The organism is Temperatibacter marinus (assembly GCF_031598375.1).
Taxonomy (GTDB): domain Bacteria; phylum Pseudomonadota; class Alphaproteobacteria; order Sphingomonadales; family Kordiimonadaceae; genus Temperatibacter; species Temperatibacter marinus.
On record NZ_CP123872.1, the window covers coordinates 2,220,366 to 2,238,052 of the forward strand.

The following is a 17,687-nucleotide window of genomic DNA, read 5'->3' on the forward strand; positions in this document are numbered from 1 at the left end:
TATGTCTGGCGGCCTTTTTATTTAGGAAGAGAAAAATAATGAAAAAAATTTCGGCCGTGATATTCGATGTGGGCAATGTTCTTGTGAAATGGGATCCACGTGTAATTTACGAAAAACACTTTGAAGACAAAACTGAGCTTGATTGGTTCATGGACACAGTGGTGAACATGGATTGGCATAAACACCATGATGCGGGACGTACTTTTGAAGAGGGTGTGCGAATCAGGTCTGAAAAATTCCCTGATTATGCAGATCTTATTAAGCTCTATCATACCCAGTGGGATGATACGATCACGGGGGTTATTCAGCAATCTGTGGACTGCTTAAGAGCTTTGAAAGCAAAAGGTATCCCTGTCTATGGGCTAACAAATTTTAACGGCCCTCAATTTGATCGGTTTCGACAGCAATTTGATTTCATCGGTCTGATGGACGGTGTTGTTGTGTCAGGAGACGAAGGGATCATAAAGCCTGATCCTGCAATTTATCACTTGATTCTGGAGCGTTATGGCCTGAAAGCTGAAGAGACATATTTTATTGACGACGGCTTGCCCAATATCGTGGCGGCCAGAGCTGAGGGCATCGTAGGTCATCATTTTACCAGCCCCGAAGGGCTGGTAAAAGAGTTGAAAGACTTTGGCTTAATTTAACTCGTTGCCGTTAATCCATGCAATATGAAGGACATTTGTGGCCCCGGGTGTTCCAAAAGGAACGCCTGCGGTTACGACGATGCGGTCTCCCGGAGTTACGAGGCCTGTTCGAAAGGCCATACGCTTTGCTTTTCCGATCATATGTTCAAAGTCGTTAATGTCTTTAGTTTTGACAGTATGTAAACCCCAAACAAGTGCTAAGCGTCGAGCAATTTCAATACGCGGTGTCAAAACCAGAATAGGGGCTTCAGGCCGTTCTCTGGCAGCTCTTAGTGCTGTTGTTCCTGAAGACGTGAAAGTGACAATAGCAGAGGCGTGCACAGTGGTCGCTACAGTTCTTGCCGCAGCTGTTATTGCATCACCCGGTGTGCTGTTTGCCATCATCTGGGAGATGCCAAATTCAGCAATGCTGTTTGTGGGGTCATTCTCGACACGTTCTGTAACACGATTCATCACGCTAACAGCTTCAATGGGGTACTCTCCCACAGCTGACTCAGCAGAAAGCATGACAGCGTCTGCGCCTTCTAAAACGGCATTGGCTACGTCCGTGACTTCCGCACGTGTCGGTACAGGAGAAGAAATCATGCTCTCAAGCATTTGTGTCGCAACAATAACAGGTTTTCCTTCAAGCCGTGCGCAACGAACAATTTGCTTTTGAAGGCCTGGAACATTTTCCATAGGCTCTTCTACGCCTAAATCACCGCGAGCAACCATAACGCCATCAGCATATTCGACAATTTCACTGAGGCAATCAATCGCGGCAGGTTTTTCAATTTTTGCCATGATGGCGACACCAGGTCCAGCCAATTTCTTAGCTTCAGCGACATCTGCAGGGCGCTGGACGAAAGACAAGGCAATCCAATCACAGCCAGCTTTTACAGCATAAGATAAGTCGGCGCGATCTTTTTCAGTCAATGCAGCAATAGGAAGGACTGTATTAGGGACGTTAACGCCTTTTCTATCAGAAAGTTTACCGCCAACAAGGACTTTGCATGTGGCATCTTGACCGTCAATGTTCGTGACCTCTAGCTTCACTTTACCATCATCTAAAAGAAGGTGGGTGCCAACATTCATGGCTTCAAATATTTCTTTATGAGGCAGTGTGACGCGCGAGGAATTGCCGAGCTTGCTGTTCATGTCCAAGTGGAAAATATCCCCATTATTCAGCATGATAGACCCATTTTCAAATTGACCAATCCGTAATTTTGGTCCCTGAAGATCTGCAAGAATAGCAATCGGGCGGTGCATCCGTTTTTCGACAGCACGGATATTTGCAATGAGTTCATCTTTGCCATCACTGCCGCCGTGGCTCATGTTTAAACGAAAGACATCAACGCCAGCAATGAATAATTTTTCAATCATTTCATAACTACTGCTGGCAGGCCCCAAAGTTGCTACGATACGGGTTTTTCTGTCTCTGACGATTTTTGCCGTTTCACTTGGCATAAAAGTCTCCTATACCTCTAATAGAGAATAAAAATTATTTATTATAGTAACCTCGTGGGACCAAGTGAGGTTGCGCTTGATTAACAGGACTAATGGCACAGTTTTATGACGAATACAAATATTTTACCGCCTGAAGTGATAAATCCAGAGAGTGAGTGCGATGTTTTAATTCTCTGTGATCATGCCAGCAATCATGTCCCAAAAGAATTTGACTCTCTGGGGCTTGAGGAAATGTCTCTTGCAGAGCATATCGCTTGGGATATTGGCGCAGAACAAATTACTCGAAAAATGTGTGATATGATGGGTATGACGGCCGTTATCCAAAGGGTGTCTCGCCTTGTGATTGATGTGAATAGAGAGCCAGGTCGCGATAGTTTAATTCCTGTTGTGAGTGATGGAACAGCAATACCAGGAAACAGAAACCTCTCTTTTGAGCAAACACAAAACCGTGTTGAAGCTTATTACACACCTTTTCATCAAGTCATTGAAGAGTGTATTGCCCACCGATTAAAACGAGGCCGGACACCATTAATTATTGGAATGCATAGTTTTACAGATCGAATGGCTGGCTTTCAAAGGCCGTGGCAGATTGGATTTCTGTGGAATAAAGATCCACGTTTAGCGCAAGCGATGATTGGTATGCTTGAGCGAGAAACAACTCTAACAATTGGGGATAATGAGCCTTATAGCGGTAAAGATTTATACTATACAATGCAACGCCACGGTGCTGACAATGGATTGGCACAGACAACCATCGAAATCAGGCAGGACTTAGCAAAAAATGAAAAGCAGTGCACCGAATGGGCTGCACTGCTGTGTGATGTTTTGGAGGAATTATTGGAGCGCTCTGATTTGATGTCGCTGAAACATTATTGATTGTTAAGCGGCCAGAGCTTGACTGCTGCTGCTATAATCAGGAGAGAACTTGGTCTCTACCTGTGCCAGAGACACACAGACGAGGGCGTTTAATTTATTCACTAAACCATTTCTCTCAAGGCTGTTGAGATTTTCGAAAGTTAAAATGACCTTTTGAAAATTATCGACACTTTTCGTTGCTGCCATCTCAATAAAAGTGAGGCCGACAACGTTGAAGACGTCCAGAATGCGTGCCAGCGTATCTGAGTCGTGAAGGGCATGAACAGAAAATGTTGTACGAGTTTCGCTTTTATAGACCATTTTACTTTCCTTAAGTCGCTATGATTTGTAACTGTGTTCATCATAGTCTAAGGGCAGAGGAAAAGGGTTCCTAAAAGTATTTGAATATGATATTATATGGGAAATTATTTCGTTATTACTGAATTATGAAGGAAATTGTCCCGTATGATTGATCAATTGGATGTTAAAATTCTGAATATTCTTCAGGATAGGGCAGATTTGCCATTAAATGAGGTTGCGGACAAGGTTGGATCATCACGGTCGGTGGTGTGGCGCAGAATTCAGCGCATGCAAGACGAGGGGGTGATCACGAAGAATGTCTCATTGGTTTGTCCTGATAAGGTAGGGTTGGCAGTGATGGTGTTTGCGCATGTGAAGATGCAAGCCCATAGCCGAGAGAATTTACCTAACTTTATAGATATGGTGCAAACCTTTCCAGAGGTTGTGGAATGTCATACTCTTATGGGGGATATTGATTTTATTCTCAAAATACGTGTTCAAGATGTTCAAGCTTATGAGAAGTTTTTCTGGGATAAATTATCTCCTATTGAAGGTGTGCGCGAGATAAGTTCATCAATTGCCCTGACAGCTCATAAAGATACAACAAAATTATCGATTAATATTTGATGTCCATGAGTTCAGTCGTTAAAGTCTAGCAAAATTGATTCATCTATTAGTTCAGGAGTTCTGACATGGTAAATACAGGCGGTATCGCAGGAGAGCAATTACGGTCATTCATCGAGCGCATTGAGCGCTTGGAAGAAGAGAAAAAAGGTTTAGCCGAGGATGTTAAGGAAGTCTATGCGCAAGCGAAGGCTACAGGCTTTGATCCTAAGATCATGCGTAAGGTGATTAGCCTTCGTAAGATGGATCAGGCTGACCGTCAGGAGCAGGAAGCCTTGTTGGATGTCTATCTTCATGCGATTGAGGGCGGAGAGCAAGTTCGGCCGACAGCTGAAGTTGTGGCTATTAACGAATAAAGTACTTTCGAATTTTAAATTTGTAAAAAAGCGGCCATGGGCCGTTTTTTTGTTTGAGAAGAATAACTCTGAAAAAATTTACAAAATCACGCCATTTTTGCAAGGGAAGGCGTAGCCCCTTCCTTCTTCACATAGATTCCTAAGATTTGTGTTATTTGTTGTTGAGTTTCAGAAAAAGGAACAAGAGCAAAATTTCCACCCCAGAATGTGTGTTTTCTGTTTAAAATATCTACGGAATAGGTAATAGGCTTTCGCGCCATTACAGCACAATTAACCATAAATAGATGTCGTTCCATTACTTCTTTGTCAGGTATTTTAGAGATTAGTTTTTGACTATGGGGTGTATAAACCCAGTCGAGCTCAGATCCTTCATATTTTACGAGTGTATCAACAACTATATCTTTCTCAAAAATAAGGTCAATCAGCATAAGATTGGGTAAAATCTTTTTAAAATCTTTGGGATCAAAGTCTTTTCTTTGTGGTAATTTCCCTTCCTTGTAGAGAGGCGAAAATTTTTCAAGCAGGCATGTAATTTCTTTGGGGCACTCTTCAATGTCGATGAATTTAGGTGAGCCGTATAAGTTTTTGAATATTTGTTCATCTTTTTCTAGCATTTTAAAACCTCATGTTTCTTCAAGTTACCCCGTATTAGCGTTTATCAATTATACTATTACCTTGATTAGAGTATGAAAGTATACTAAAAAGTGAGTAAATAGTCACTAAATATAAATTTAAGATAAACTTTATTGCTATGTTGGATGTAAAAAAATACAATAAACAGTATCAAATGCTCGGCCTTTCCTTATTGGGTATTGTCCTTTGTTATGTAGATCGAATTCTCATTTCAATTGCTGCTATAAATATGAAAGCGGACTTTAATTGGACAGATACGGAGAAAGGCATTGTGCTTGCGTCCTTTTTTTGGGGGTATTTGATAACACAAGCATTTGGCGGGCTACTCGCAAGAAGGTTTTCGGGGCGCATGGTCTTTGCACTTGCTGTGCTTTCTTGGTCGTTTTTTACCATCCTAACTCCTACGGCAGCCTACACGAATTCCTTGTTTATACTCGTGATCTGCCGTTTCCTTGTGGGGGTTGGAGAAGGGGCAGCGTTTCCAGCCGTTTATACTATGATATACAGGCGCATGGAAGTTTCTAAGCAGTCCTTTGCAGTGGGATCTCTCATGTCTGGATCTGCGATCGGAACGATCATCGCTTTGTTGAGTGTTCCGACACTGATTATCTATTTTGGGTGGGCAAAAGTTTTCTATCTTTTCGGGAGCTTAGGGCTTGTTTGGGCAGTTTTTTGGTTTGCTTTGGTTCCGAAGACTATACCAGAAGACGACTCTCTTGATCCGCGAGAGCTATCCCCTACACCTTGGAAGTTGTTTCTTACGAATAAATCAGCATTAAGTGTATTCTTCATTACAACAACATGGTCTATTTGCTCCTTTACTACTGTGACATGGTTGCCAAGTTATTTTGTTGATACCTTCGATGTGTCAAGTCAAGAAGCAGGGCTCTATTCACTGGTTCCATTCCTGTCTCTTCTCATTAGTCCTTTATGGGCCGGGCGATATTCTGCTCAGCTTGAAGAAAGAGGTATGGACAAATTAGCCATTCGGAAACTGCTGGTTTACTGTGGGATTTTCAGTGGTTGTTTCTTCCTTTGTACGGTTGCTTTTGTACAGTCTGTCTTTTTGGCTGCTCTTCTCTTGTTCGCAGCTTTCTTAGGGTTTGGGGTGGCCCAACCAGGTTTTGCAGTCATGTCCAAGGATCTCTTTCCAAATAGCGGTGAGGTGATGTTTGGAATGACCATTGCATCGGGATCCATCTTTAGCAGTATCGCAATTGCCTTGGTCGGAAAAGCTTTGGACATGACTGGATCCTATACCGTCATGTTCCTCGGGATCGCCTTCCTCAACATTATTGCCGTTCTTTACTTTCACGTTTTTGCATCCGTTGATCCTTTGGAGAGTCGTTATGAGTCATAGGGTAAGACCTGTAAATTTACCGCGAAATTGCCAATTTTTATTTGAGGGATTCAGTGAAGAAATTATGACTGAAATCGAAGGTATTATGAGGTCAAAATCTGAATCAGGGGAGTGGAGCACTCCTCAAGACCTTTTGTTTGATCCTACAGATATGGAGTTTATGGCATATTGGCTATACAAATCATACTTTCCTTATACGACTGATCGCCCGGGCAGTAAGATGAAAAGATTGCTAGGCGACACGAAGGGTACAGAATTTACTTTGTTGCCCTCTAACATGCGGGTTGAAGACACTCTTTCCATGAGTGCCGTCGGTGATTTAATGTTTGCCGTGAACATTGAGCGGTCAAAGGATCGACTCTATCAAGCTGTCAATAAAGTTATTTTTGATCATGACATTCGGTTCGCGAATTTAGAGTCTACCCTAACGAGTGAAAGTATTAGTGATCGGTCAATGCAGCATGAGGGGGATACGCCGCATATTAATATCACCCAAGATGAATATAAGGCGTTGGTTCATCACAAAAAAAAGTCTTTTAATCTGCTTCAACTTGCCAATAACCATATCATGGATTGCGGGGAAGAAGGGGCTCGCCTTACACTTAGCCAATTAGACAAAGATAACATCCTCGGACTTGGAGTGTTTTTGGAAAAGTCAGAGGCAGATCGCCCACAAATCACTGAGCACAAAGGGGTCAAAATTGGATGGGTTTCGCATACATTCAGTTTAAATCAGCAGCCAACTCCAGAGGGAAAACCTTGGATGGTGAATGTGACAGATTTCCACTGTGTAGAAACGCCAAACCTTTCCCAGATAGACCAACAGATTAAAGCATGTAAAAAAGAGGGAGCGGATTTGGTGTTTCTTTCTCTTCATTGGGGGTTGGAGCATGAATTTTTTCCGCATCCAGATCAGCAGAAGTGGGCGCATCAATTCGCTGAGTGGGGGGCCGATTTAATCATTGGCCATCATCCCCATGTGATCCAGCCTATAGAGGTTTATCGACCGACTTCTAGTCCTGACAGGACTGTTCCAATTCTGTATAGTTTAGGCAATTTAACTCCGGGATACGGGGCGGCAGCCACAGTCTTGAGTTTGATTGCCGAAATTGAAATTGCAAGAGGGTCGCTTGAAGGGCAGCAAGTGACAAGATTGCAGTCCATCAGACTGACCCCTACGGCCTTTATGGCTGCAGAGGAGGGCGGTGAAGAGATCTCTGTTCTAGAAAAGCTGTCTAAGCTTGTTGAGGATAAGGAACTCTGTCCAGACTCAAAGAATTATGTAGAGCAGATGGCTGGCTATGCCGATTTAATCTTAGGGGCGTCTTGGCGCTAAAGAGGTGTGTTATGAGTAATTTGAATATTAATAGTTTATTCTCAGAGAGCTATCAGCAATCACGAGAACGATTTTTAACAACAATGAAGGATAAAGGAGCTGAGATTCTTTCCCTATTACATCCAGATGAAGGTCCTAACATGACACCGCTTTATATGGATGTTGCTTCTTTGAAAAGAGCGGGAAACAAGCAGGGAATTGTCCTCGTTTCAGGTACCCACGGACCCGAGGGATTTTGCGGTGCTGCATGTCAAAATTATATGGTGGAAAGAGGTGGTTTAGCTAAGCTTTTGGAAACAGTGAATGTCTTCTTCATTCATGGCCATAATCCTTTTGGTTTTGCTTGGAATAGACGTTTTACTGAGAATAACGTTGATTTGAATAGAAATTATGCAGATTTTGAAGAAAGTCAGTCCTTTCTTAACGTAGATTACTTAGAAATCAGTGATTTAATCCACCCTCATGACCTTACAGAAGAATGTTTCGACCAAATAAAATTATGGATCAGTGAGAGGGGGGCTTCGGCTTTTCATCAGGTGGCCTTGAGCGGTCAAAGGGTTGATCCAGACGGCATATTATATGGAGGTGTGCACGGGGAGTGGTCAAACACTATGATCAGGTCTGTCTTGCCAGGTCTACTTGGAAATCTTGATGATGTGGTCGTTATTGATATCCATTCTGGCCTAGGAGATTATGGGGTAGGGGAAATTTTCAGTGTCTACCAAAATCATGATCCGAGACAAGCTGTTCTTGCTCAGTGGTATGACGACTTAATAGCAAGAAATGATTCAAGCAATGACGCTAATGCAAGCGGGGCTTCGGAACAATATGTTACAGACGGGGATTTTTGCAGTGCCCTCACAGAAATTTTACCTCAAACCACAGTCTATGCTTTCGCTTTGGAGTATGGAACTGTTGAGTTTGATCGTGTTTTTCAAGCTTTGGTGCGAGAAAATTTCGCCTACCATAAATACGGCCTTGACGATGATCGGACTTTAAAGGCAGGGCAAAGGCTTCGTGATTGTTTTTATATCAATAGTCCAGAGTGGAAAGAATTAGTCATCACACGCTTTGAAGATATTCTCGTGAAAACACTCAGGGGATTACAGAAGCTTTCAGGGGATTAGAAAAACTTTAAGGGTGGTTTGGTATTTTTATCCAGACACGATCTCTTGGCAAATCAAGACAAAGGGTAGTTATGACATATTTTTCGAGGCAGAATCTGACACGCCGCACCTTTTTAAAGGTTGCTGCTGCAGGGCTGGTGACAAGGGCTGGAATAGCAGATAAGGCCGTCGCCTCAGAGGCGGAGAGCGCCGCAGAAACCTTTGAGGATGTCTCAAAAGCACGCGCCATTCTTGCCGCAAGCCCAGTTGTTGATTTCCATACGCATTTCGGACTATGGCAAACTATGGGGCTGCCAATTTCCTTTGTGGACCCAATGGTGAAACCCATGTCAACCCATCGCCTAGACCGAAATATATCTGAGCATCTTGCTGGCGGTGTGAACTGTGTCTATCTCGATATCGTGAGTGATGTTATGCTGACACGCCTTGGCAGGCCTGGGAATAAACTCCGCGATTTTAAGAAAGGTGAGGCATGGCGGGAATACCTCCGCCAATATGATATTCTTAAGTCAATTTTGAAGAAGGATAGGCTAGAATTTTTGCAAAGTCCTAAGGATATTCCTTCTGTTTCCAAGCAAGGGAATCTGGGCGTCTTTTTTTCTACTGAAGGCGGCCACATGATTGAAGATGATCCTGAAAAACTGGACGTTATGTTCGAACATGGTCTGCGGCGTATACAACCCATTCACTATGTCTCTACAACGATCGGAGATAATCAGACAGATGAGAAAAAATACGGAGGACTCTCAGCAACGGGTAAAGAGATTATTAAGAGAATTACTGAGAAAGGCATGATGCTCGACTGTGCCCATGCAAGCTTTGCTTGTGCAGCTCAGATGGCAGAGCTCTACGGGAAGCCTCTCGCACTCTCGCATACGATGATGCATTACATGAGCCCTCAGTATGGGGCTTTTGGCAAAGCGCAACGGAGCCGATGGATCAGCGAGGACCATGCACGAATGATTGCCTCTACAGGGGGGGTGATTGGCACTTTCCCTATTAAAGCCCCTTGGGGAGTAGACACTCTCGACCAATTTGTTGAACTTGTTAAAGTAATGATGGATACAGTCGGCGAAGACCATGTTTGTTGGTCAACGGATTTAATCGATAGTGCGCGCCCAAATTTTCTCCCTAGTTATAAAGACTTGCCTTTTATTGCACAGGCTATGCTCAAGTCTGGATTTGACAAACAATCCATACAAAAATTCTTTGGTTACAATGCCTTGCGTGTGCATGAGGCAACTGTTAGCGAACCTATTTTAGGTAATAGACGGTAACGACGATTTTAGGCCCTTTTTGTGCTGCTTTCTTAAAACTTGGTTGGTCGTAAGCATCTCTAGCCCCTGACGTGCCATAGCCTTCGAGTGGATAATCACCCCTCATGTCTAAGTCATAGTTCTCATTCTCATCATGAAAAAGAACGACAGCGTAAGGCCCTTGTTTAAGTTCAGGAAAAGCGAGCATTATTTTGCCTTTTTGGGGGGCAATTTCTCTATAGCCTACAGCCTTGTTAAAATCATAGGCCGCGTAAGAGTTTTTCTCGTTAAAAATCATAACAATTATTTTGCCCGTAGAATTTTCAATCCCTTTTATGGTGACAGTAACGCCTTCTGCGGGCAGCTCAGCATCGTCAACGGAGGGGGGCTTAATATGCGGACTGCTTTGGGGGCTGGATTTTTTGTCCTCTGTTGCTTCTGTATCTTGATGCGCAAGACTTGCAGACCAGGCTCCGAACAAAAGGAGGCCAGCTGTGATACTTAAACTAAGGAAAATATTCCCTGTCGCTTTCATTTGAATTCTCCTAATAAATTATTGTGATTGCTTGGATTGGTTATCTGCATTTTCTATTTTTTCTGCATCCCAGTCCGGTGGAGCAATGATATATTTTAGCTTGTTCATTCCTCCTCTGGCCTGAGCAATAGTTCGATAAAGACGTGTAAACCCATGAAAAAATACAGTCAGAGGGTTAATTGAATTAATGGGTGAAACCAGGCCGTAGATCACTTGAGTTTTTTCTTCTGCAAAAGTGCCAAACAGTCGATCCCATATAATGAAAATCCCTCCATAATTTGTATCAAGATACTCTTCATTGGAGGCATGATGAACTCTATGATGACTGGGCGTATTCATTATGGTTTCGATCGGTCTCGGAAATTTCCCAACAGCTTCTGTATGTAAAGCGGTTTGATAGAGTTGCACGATAATTTCTGAGAAAAGGACGAGGACTGGATTAAAGCCTATTAAAACTAATATTAACCCGCCGAAGAGGGGCCACACACCATCCATAGGGCCAAACCTGTAGGCAACCGATATGTTAAAATACGGCGAGCTATGATGGACAGAATGGGTGGCCCAAGCAATATTTACCCTGTGCATGAAGCGATGTTCCCAGTAATACATAAGATCAGCCAGAACAATACAAATGAGAGCAGTACCTATGGAGTTCTTTATGTCAAAGACAGCGAATTGATAACCGCCATAGATTAGGAAAACATAGAGGCTGCCAATGAGAAACGCATTAATTATTAAAAACCCATATAGGGTTAGATAATTAGTTATCGTATCACCTATAAGAGTGAGATTGAATTCCTTTTTGAGAATATATCGAAGAAATTCAAAGCCGAGAAAGATAAAAGAGAGGAAGAAAAACCAATCACTAAAAAACTGTGTCCAATAGTCAATTTCAGTTTCTGTCATCTTTCTTAGAAGAACGTCCATCAAATTACTCCTTCGGTCCCGATCTGCCCAAAAAAATATTCTATTGCTTAAAGATAGAACACAGGTTAATTATCATTATTGATAATCTATTTAGAGAAGAGTAAGTTTATTGTCAATAGTGATAATTAACTTATCTGGGAGACTAAGCGATGGCTAGGCCGAGTAGAAAGGCAGAACGAAGAATGCAAATCTTGGACGCTTATGGCCTCTGTCTTTCCGAATACGGCGTAAAAGGTGCGACTTTAGAAAAGGTATCTGAAAAAGCAGGGCTGGCTCGGGCCCTTATTCGTCATAACGTTGGCAATAGAGAGCAGCTTTTTGATGCCTATATTGAATATTTTATTGGGCAGTCAACTGATGCACTCGATCAGTTGTATAAAGCATTACCGGCAACAGAGCGGCTTAAGGCTCTGGTAGCTTACTTGTTTGACGTCTCTATTTCAGACCGTCAAATTACACAGATCTCATTCGCTTTACTCATACAAGCATCTCATGAGCCATATCTGGCGAGAATCATGAATGACTGGAGCGATAGCTTTCTAAATTTATTGAAGAAAGTTATCCAAGAAGATTATCCAAATGCGCAAAACTCCTTAATTGAAACAATTGCTTATGGTATAATGAGTTTGAGCTATAACGTGGACTCGACAGCCCTTACCGGTATCCAATCATCGGCAAGGATTGCAAGTCACGCAGCAGCAACACTCTTGATCGCTGAATTAGATAGGTCCAATCCTGACAGCTAAGCCGTCTTCAGAACGGAGAATCTATTGTCTCTGAGCAGGCTGTCTGCTACTGTTTGCAGATGAAACAGGCCGCTGAAATAATAAAGCTCCATCAATCATCCTCTAAGGCACAGGCACAGGAGGTAACAGATGCTATTGCAGCAGACGTGGCTAGAGCACTTGACAAACAACTTGAAGAAATGATTGAGCAGCTTGAGAAAGTATCTTCCTGCCAGCAATCGGGCCCCTCTAGTTTTCAAATGCAAGAAATTCATGCCTTTGCGGCTTTTTGTGCTGGCCTTGAGACAATTGCTCAAACGCTGATTCCTCATCTTCGGGCAGTTTATGAAGCTGAGATGGCGAGGCATGAAATTGCCGAGGATCGTTGTCAAAGTCTTTATGCTGCTCGTGCCCGTGAGTTTCACCGCTATTTGATACAATTGGCCAAAGTGCACGGTCTTGCCTTTGAAGGAGCCCCAGAGATGATTGGTGACTTTGAAGAAGGCGTTCTGGCCAATTTCGAAGCAAAGCTTAGAATCATGAGTAAAGTTTAATCTTTGTTCAGATTATATTCATCTGCCTGCGTATAAAGTTCAAGGCAAGATGAGTAATGAAACAAGCAAATTTATGGGACAGTTATGATGAAACAGATGACATTAAGTGGTTTTGCGCTGCTCGCTTTTTTTGCCTATGGGGATGTATTGGCTGACGATAAGAAAAAAGAAGATCCCGTTGCAAAATTGAAAGATAAATACACTTTCACCGACACTACAAAGAAATGCATTAATACGCGACTGATCTACAGCACAAGGGCTATAGATGATAAAACAATCCTTTTTCAAATGAGGGGTAAAAATAAATTTTACCTCAATGAAATGAAGTATAAATGTCCGCGGTTGAAATTTGAAGATCGCTTTAAATATACTCTTAGAGGGGGAACAAATCTCTGCAGTTACGATGTGATTACTGTTATTGATAGCTTTATGAATTCTTTTGGATCCTGTGGACTTGGTGAATTTCGTAAGCTAGAGAAGCGTCCAAAGGTAGCAAAAGCAGACTAAAGAGTGACGTTGATTTAACCATTGATCGCAAAGAAAAGTCTTTTGATCGTAATGTGATAGAAAATACGCTAAGGCACGATATTAAAAAAGTGTCTTGGCGTTTTTTATTGACCGCGTCATATTCTATGTCAGGATTAGGGTTGAATGGTAATCCATTGAGGGGCGTCTATGTCTAAAAAAGTTGTTGGCCTATTTAAAAATAAAGAAACGACCTTCTGGGTTTTCCAGTTGGTTGGCTGGGCAGGCTATTTTTTAGTGCGCCTATTTGGTGGTTTGACCAATGGATATACGCCAGATGAATATTGGCCGCTTGCATTAATCGCAACGGTTATTGGGTTTATTCTTTCTATCATCATTCGCTATATTTATCGTAGTTTCGTAGAGAAAAGTTTAGGGCTGATCTTAATCATAACACTGCTTGTTTCTGGAAGCGCTGGTCTCTTGTTTTCGTCTCTAGAACTTGCGGTGGCAACATGGGTGATTGAAGCTGATCCATGGTATGGGTGGGAACGCTTTGGAAATGCTATGTTTGAAGCGACAGTGATGCTTGCTTGGTCTGCTATTTACTTTGGTTATCATTTTTATGATGATTTTCAAGAGCAGCAAGAAAACGCTTTGAAAGCCAATGCGATGGCGCATCAAGCCCAATTGAAAATGTTACGCTATCAACTAAATCCGCACTTCCTCTTCAATACCCTTAATGCTATTTCCACATTAGTTTTGGAAAAGGCAACGGAAGAAGCCAATGAAATGCTTTCGAAGCTTTCCAGCTTTTTGCGCTACACCTTGGTCAATCAGCCGACTCAACGGGTCAATCTTGAACAGGAACTTTATGCCCTTGCTCTCTATTTAGATATTGAGAAAGTTAGATTTGCCGATCGTCTAAACATTGAATATTCAATTGATGAACGGACGAAGACTGCGCTTATTCCAAGCTTGATATTGCAGCCTCTGATAGAAAATTCTATTAAATATGCCATTGCCCCAAGTATTGATGGGGGACTTATTCACATTAAAGCGACCGTTCACCATCATAGACTGTATCTAGCCATTGAAGATGATGGCCCAGGAATTCAAGATGAAAATAACATCGTCAGTTCAAGTGGGTCTGGTGTTGGGTTGGCGAATACACGAGAGCGTCTCAATCAGATCTATCCCGGGACGCACAGCTTTAAAGTAAAGAATATGGAAGAGGGGGGTCTGTGTGTACAAATTAAAATCCCACTTGAAAGAGATAGACCTGTCCGTGAAAAATCGGCAGAATGATTTTTAACAAAGAAATGATAATAAAATACTAACGACTATATTGGGAAACAAAACATGAGCACGAACATAAGAACACTTCTCGTTGATGATGAACCACTTGCGATTCGAGGTTTGAAGATCAGGCTGGAACCTTTTGATAATATAGAAGTAATTGGGACGTGTTCAAACGGGCGAGAGGCCGTAAAGGCCATTAAAGAAGAAAAGCCTGACCTTGTTTTTCTTGATATTCAAATGCCGGGTTTTGATGGGTTTTCAGTCCTTAAGTCCTTAGTTGGTGAAGCAGAGTTGCCTTTAATTATCTTTGTTACAGCCTTTGATCAATATGCGCTGGATGCTTTTAAAGCTCATGCACTTGATTACCTGCTAAAGCCAGTTGAGGAACAGCGTTTGAAAGAAGCAATTGTGCGCGTCGAAGAAGCCATGCAACAACGTGTCGCTATAGAACAAAATGCCCGTTTAGTAGAATTAATTGAGAATATTGATAATGCACCAAAAGAAGCTCTGACAGCAATCCTAGAAGGGTCTGCCGATAGTTCCACAGAAGTCTTTGAGCCACAGCTTCGTATAAAAGATAGAGGACATATTACGATCGTTGATGTGAAGGATATCGACTTTATTGATGCTGCTGGTGACTATATGTGTATTCATGTCGGTGAGAAAACTCACATTCTTCGTGAGACTATGAAAAATATGATCGCACGACTCGATCCCAAAATTTTCCAACGTGTACACCGTTCTACAATTGTGAATCTTGATATGGTGCTTGAAGTAAGACCCCATTCAAACGGTGAATGTTTCTTGACTTTATCATGCGGTGAAGAATTAAAGGTTAGTCGCTCTTATAAAGACGTCGTCGGTCGATTCCTATAAGCTTGCTTATTTTTTGAGAATTGTAAATTCCCCTTGCTTGCCATAATTATGTCTATAATCTATGAGGTTATAGTATGATATTGTCTATAAGTCGGGGATTGGGCTGATGAAAAAACCACAAAAATATCTGACACGAATGGGATTATTCTGTATTGCAGTCTTGGCGATTGCGGCCTTAATTTTTCCGAGTTTGAAAGATGCCTTTATGGCCAACGCCATTTTAAATGGCGTAATCATTGGCGCGTTGCTTCTTGGTCTTTTCTATGCTTTTCGGCGTGTTTTTGACCTTTCTCCAGCCGTGGACTGGGTCAACGACTTTAAGAAACGGGGAGATGAGGCCTCCAGTGCAGCCCCCAATTTAATGGCGTCTGCCAGTGCCATGCTGAGATCTCAACATTCTGAGTCCATGCGCATGTCCACCATGTCAATGCGAACGGTTTTAGATGGTATAGTGAACCGATTGGAAGAAAGTCGCGAAATCTCGCGATATATGACAGGGTTATTGATTTTTCTCGGCCTTTTAGGCACTTTTTGGGGATTGCTTGGGACCATAGGGGCCATAGGTAAAACCATAAATAGCCTTTCAATTGACGGGACCAATATTGCCTTGATGTTTGATGAATTGAAAGATGGCCTTCAAACACCGCTTGCAGGTATGGGCGTCGCTTTTTCAAGTTCTTTGTTTGGATTGGCAGGTTCTCTAGTGCTTGGATTTTTAGACTTGCAAGCCTCTCAAGCGCAAACTAGGTTTTATAACGATGTTGAAGACTGGCTTTCTAGTGTTACTAAGCTTTCGCGAGGTGAAGAAGGAAGTTCAGGTCTCTCTGTTTCTGGATCACCATCCGCTTATGCCACGGCAGTTATGGAGCAAACGGCTGAAGGGATGGAACGTCTAGAGAAAACATTGAAACGCGGCGAAGAAGACCGGCATCATTTACAACAAACTATGTTAGAGATATCTAAGGCTCTGAATAAACTTGCAGACCAATCAGATCAACCACCCCAGCCACCTCAGCCAATGATGGATAGTGCCAGTCGCTCGCATCTGTCAAATATTGATGTGGGCATTAAGGCTTTGTTAGATTCCAGTACAAAGGCCAATGAGCAATTGAGTGAGGATCTTCGGAAAGAAATTCGCGTCTTGTCTAGAACCATAGCCGCTGGCCTTGAAGGCTCAACAACAGAAATGCACAATGAATCACAGCCTTTAACAGCAACGAAGGATGATCAATAATGATCGGATCACGTCGAAAAATAGGCGGGGGTTCTTCAGATAACAGTTGGCCGGGTTTCGTCGATGCTCTGTCCTCACTGTTGTTAGTGATTATCTTTTTATTATCAATGTTTGTCCTTGCGCAATTTTTTCTTGGGAAAACACTTTCAGGAAGAGAAGAGGCTCTTGCTGAACTGCGAGGAAAGGTGAAAGAGCTGGGAGATCTCTTACAAGTCGAACAGAAGGCTAATGTGGATCTAAGAGCATCCATTGGTAATTTATCCGCTTCACTCTCTCAGGTGAATGCGGAGCGAGATCAGCTAGACCAGGCCTTACAATCTGCACGGGAAAGCCTAAAGCTTTCTGACGGGCGTGTGCAAGAATTGACACAAATGCTATCAGCTACGGATAATCGTCTAAATGCACTACAAACGAAAGAAGGACAAACAAGCCAAGAACTTAAAGTGACGAAAGAGCTTTCAGCCCGTCAAAAACTACAACTTGCGGCCTTAGAACAAAATGTGACGGCGCTCAGAGATCAGTTAGCGCGTTTGGAGACTGCTCTTGAAGCCAGTGAAGAACGAGATAAGAAAAACCAAGCCGTCATCGTAGAACTTGGCAGTCGATTAAATAAAGCTTTGGCGAGTAAAGTTGAAGAGTTAGCGGGCTATCGCAGTGAATTTTTTGGTCGCCTTAAGCAAGTCCTTCAGGATCAGCCAGGCATTCGTATCGAGGGGGATCGTTTTGTTTTTGCCAGTGAACTTTTGTTTACAAGTGGTTCGGCAGAATTAGGTCAGCAGGGAAGGGGTGAACTGCGTAAGTTTGCTGAAACGCTTTTGATACTCTCAAGAGAGATTCCCGGTAATTTAAGCTGGGTCTTACGTGTGGACGGTCATACAGATCGTGTACCGATTTCCAGTGCACAATTTGCCAGTAACTGGGAACTGTCGGCTGCACGAGCTATTTCCGTAGTGAAATATCTCATCATTGCCGGGGTGCCAGCTGAACGATTAGCCGCGACAGGTTTTGGGCAGCATCAACCTTTGGATGATCGTGATACTCAGGAGGCTTATTCTAAAAATCGGCGCATTGAAATGCGTCTTGACCAAAGATAAGATGTGATATTTTTTTGAACAAAGAGTAGGCGGTT

Annotated in this window: 20 protein-coding genes; 15 read left to right on the forward strand and 5 right to left on the reverse strand. The window is 42.6% G+C overall.

Annotation, left to right across the window (positions count from 1 at the left end):
* Positions 1-38 precede the first annotated feature (38 nt).
* On the forward strand, positions 39-647 hold the full coding sequence (locus tag QGN29_RS09820) for an HAD family hydrolase (RefSeq protein ID WP_310797677.1): 609 nt from the start codon (positions 39-41) through the stop codon (positions 645-647).
* Here QGN29_RS09820 and pyk read toward each other — a convergent pair.
* On the reverse strand, positions 639-2,093 hold the full coding sequence (gene pyk, locus QGN29_RS09825) for a pyruvate kinase (protein ID WP_310797678.1): 1,455 nt from the start codon (positions 2,091-2,093) through the stop codon (positions 639-641). The two genes, QGN29_RS09820 and pyk, sit on opposite strands and share 9 nt — an antisense overlap.
* A 105-nt stretch (positions 2,094-2,198) precedes the next feature.
* Here pyk and QGN29_RS09830 point away from each other — a divergent pair, with 105 nt between their 5' ends.
* Entirely contained in the window at positions 2,199-2,969 is a 771-nt protein-coding gene (locus tag QGN29_RS09830) for an N-formylglutamate amidohydrolase (protein ID WP_310797679.1), read from the forward strand.
* A gap of 3 nt (positions 2,970-2,972) precedes the next feature.
* On the opposite strand, the gene QGN29_RS09835 is transcribed toward QGN29_RS09830, so the two are convergent.
* Entirely contained in the window at positions 2,973-3,269 is a 297-nt protein-coding gene (locus QGN29_RS09835; protein ID WP_310797680.1) for a hypothetical protein, read from the reverse strand.
* 144 nt (positions 3,270-3,413) lie between these two features.
* On the opposite strand from QGN29_RS09835, the gene QGN29_RS09840 reads away from it, so the two are divergent.
* Both QGN29_RS09840 and QGN29_RS09845 read left to right on the forward strand, forming a co-directional pair.
* Positions 3,414-3,875, forward strand: a complete 462-nt coding sequence (locus tag QGN29_RS09840; protein ID WP_310797681.1) for an Lrp/AsnC family transcriptional regulator — start codon at positions 3,414-3,416, stop codon at positions 3,873-3,875.
* A gap of 65 nt (positions 3,876-3,940) precedes the next feature.
* On the forward strand, positions 3,941-4,228 hold the full coding sequence (locus QGN29_RS09845; protein ID WP_310797682.1) for a DUF2312 domain-containing protein: 288 nt from the start codon (positions 3,941-3,943) through the stop codon (positions 4,226-4,228).
* Positions 4,229-4,314: 86 nt separating this feature from the next.
* On the opposite strand, the gene QGN29_RS09850 is transcribed toward QGN29_RS09845, so the two are convergent.
* The gene (locus QGN29_RS09850; protein ID WP_310797683.1) at positions 4,315-4,842 is read right to left on the reverse strand and encodes a hypothetical protein; all 528 of its coding nucleotides are present in this window, start codon (positions 4,840-4,842) and stop codon (positions 4,315-4,317) included.
* 173 nt (positions 4,843-5,015) lie between these two features.
* On the opposite strand from QGN29_RS09850, the gene QGN29_RS09855 reads away from it, so the two are divergent.
* The 4 genes from QGN29_RS09855 (at position 5,016) to QGN29_RS09870 (ending at position 9,961) form a co-directional block, all read left to right on the forward strand.
* A complete protein-coding gene (locus QGN29_RS09855; RefSeq protein ID WP_375164599.1) occupies positions 5,016-6,221 on the forward strand; it encodes an MFS transporter in 1,206 nt (401 codons plus the stop codon).
* Positions 6,222-6,285: 64 nt separating this feature from the next.
* Entirely contained in the window at positions 6,286-7,557 is a 1,272-nt protein-coding gene (locus QGN29_RS09860; protein ID WP_310797685.1) for a CapA family protein, read from the forward strand.
* Between the two features lie 11 nt (positions 7,558-7,568).
* Positions 7,569-8,684: a DUF2817 domain-containing protein gene (locus QGN29_RS09865; RefSeq protein WP_310797686.1), complete on the forward strand. Its 1,116-nt coding sequence runs from the start codon at positions 7,569-7,571 to the stop codon at positions 8,682-8,684.
* Positions 8,685-8,755: 71 nt separating this feature from the next.
* Positions 8,756-9,961: a dipeptidase gene (locus QGN29_RS09870; RefSeq protein WP_310797687.1), complete on the forward strand. Its 1,206-nt coding sequence runs from the start codon at positions 8,756-8,758 to the stop codon at positions 9,959-9,961.
* Here the strand turns inward: QGN29_RS09870 and QGN29_RS09875 are convergent.
* A complete protein-coding gene (locus tag QGN29_RS09875) occupies positions 9,939-10,475 on the reverse strand; it encodes a DUF2141 domain-containing protein (RefSeq protein ID WP_310797688.1) in 537 nt (178 codons plus the stop codon). The genes QGN29_RS09870 and QGN29_RS09875 overlap by 23 nt on opposite strands.
* An 18-nt stretch (positions 10,476-10,493) precedes the next feature.
* Complete coding sequence (locus QGN29_RS09880) at positions 10,494-11,402, reverse strand: sterol desaturase family protein (RefSeq protein WP_310797689.1); 909 nt, start codon at positions 11,400-11,402, stop codon at positions 10,494-10,496.
* A gap of 149 nt (positions 11,403-11,551) precedes the next feature.
* Between QGN29_RS09880 and QGN29_RS09885 the strand changes: the two genes are divergently transcribed.
* The 7 genes from QGN29_RS09885 (at position 11,552) to QGN29_RS09915 (ending at position 17,652) form a co-directional block, all read left to right on the forward strand.
* A complete protein-coding gene (locus QGN29_RS09885) occupies positions 11,552-12,148 on the forward strand; it encodes a TetR/AcrR family transcriptional regulator (protein ID WP_310797690.1) in 597 nt (198 codons plus the stop codon).
* 59 nt (positions 12,149-12,207) lie between these two features.
* Positions 12,208-12,681: a hypothetical protein gene (locus QGN29_RS09890; RefSeq protein WP_310797691.1), complete on the forward strand. Its 474-nt coding sequence runs from the start codon at positions 12,208-12,210 to the stop codon at positions 12,679-12,681.
* A gap of 87 nt (positions 12,682-12,768) precedes the next feature.
* A complete protein-coding gene (locus QGN29_RS09895) occupies positions 12,769-13,188 on the forward strand; it encodes a hypothetical protein (RefSeq protein WP_310797692.1) in 420 nt (139 codons plus the stop codon).
* Between the two features lie 168 nt (positions 13,189-13,356).
* A complete protein-coding gene (locus QGN29_RS09900) occupies positions 13,357-14,454 on the forward strand; it encodes a sensor histidine kinase (protein WP_310797693.1) in 1,098 nt (365 codons plus the stop codon).
* Between the two features lie 54 nt (positions 14,455-14,508).
* Positions 14,509-15,324 carry a LytR/AlgR family response regulator transcription factor gene (locus tag QGN29_RS09905; protein ID WP_310797694.1) on the forward strand — a complete coding sequence of 272 codons (816 nt, stop codon included), beginning with the start codon at positions 14,509-14,511 and terminating at the stop codon, positions 15,322-15,324.
* Between the two features lie 106 nt (positions 15,325-15,430).
* The gene (locus QGN29_RS09910) at positions 15,431-16,558 is read left to right on the forward strand and encodes a MotA/TolQ/ExbB proton channel family protein (protein WP_310797695.1); all 1,128 of its coding nucleotides are present in this window, start codon (positions 15,431-15,433) and stop codon (positions 16,556-16,558) included.
* Positions 16,558-17,652 (forward strand): peptidoglycan -binding protein, encoded by a 1,095-nt coding sequence (locus QGN29_RS09915; protein WP_310797696.1) that lies wholly within the window; start codon positions 16,558-16,560, stop codon positions 17,650-17,652. The genes QGN29_RS09910 and QGN29_RS09915 overlap by 1 nt, the downstream gene beginning before the upstream one ends.
* The last annotated feature ends 35 nt before the right edge of the window (positions 17,653-17,687 follow it).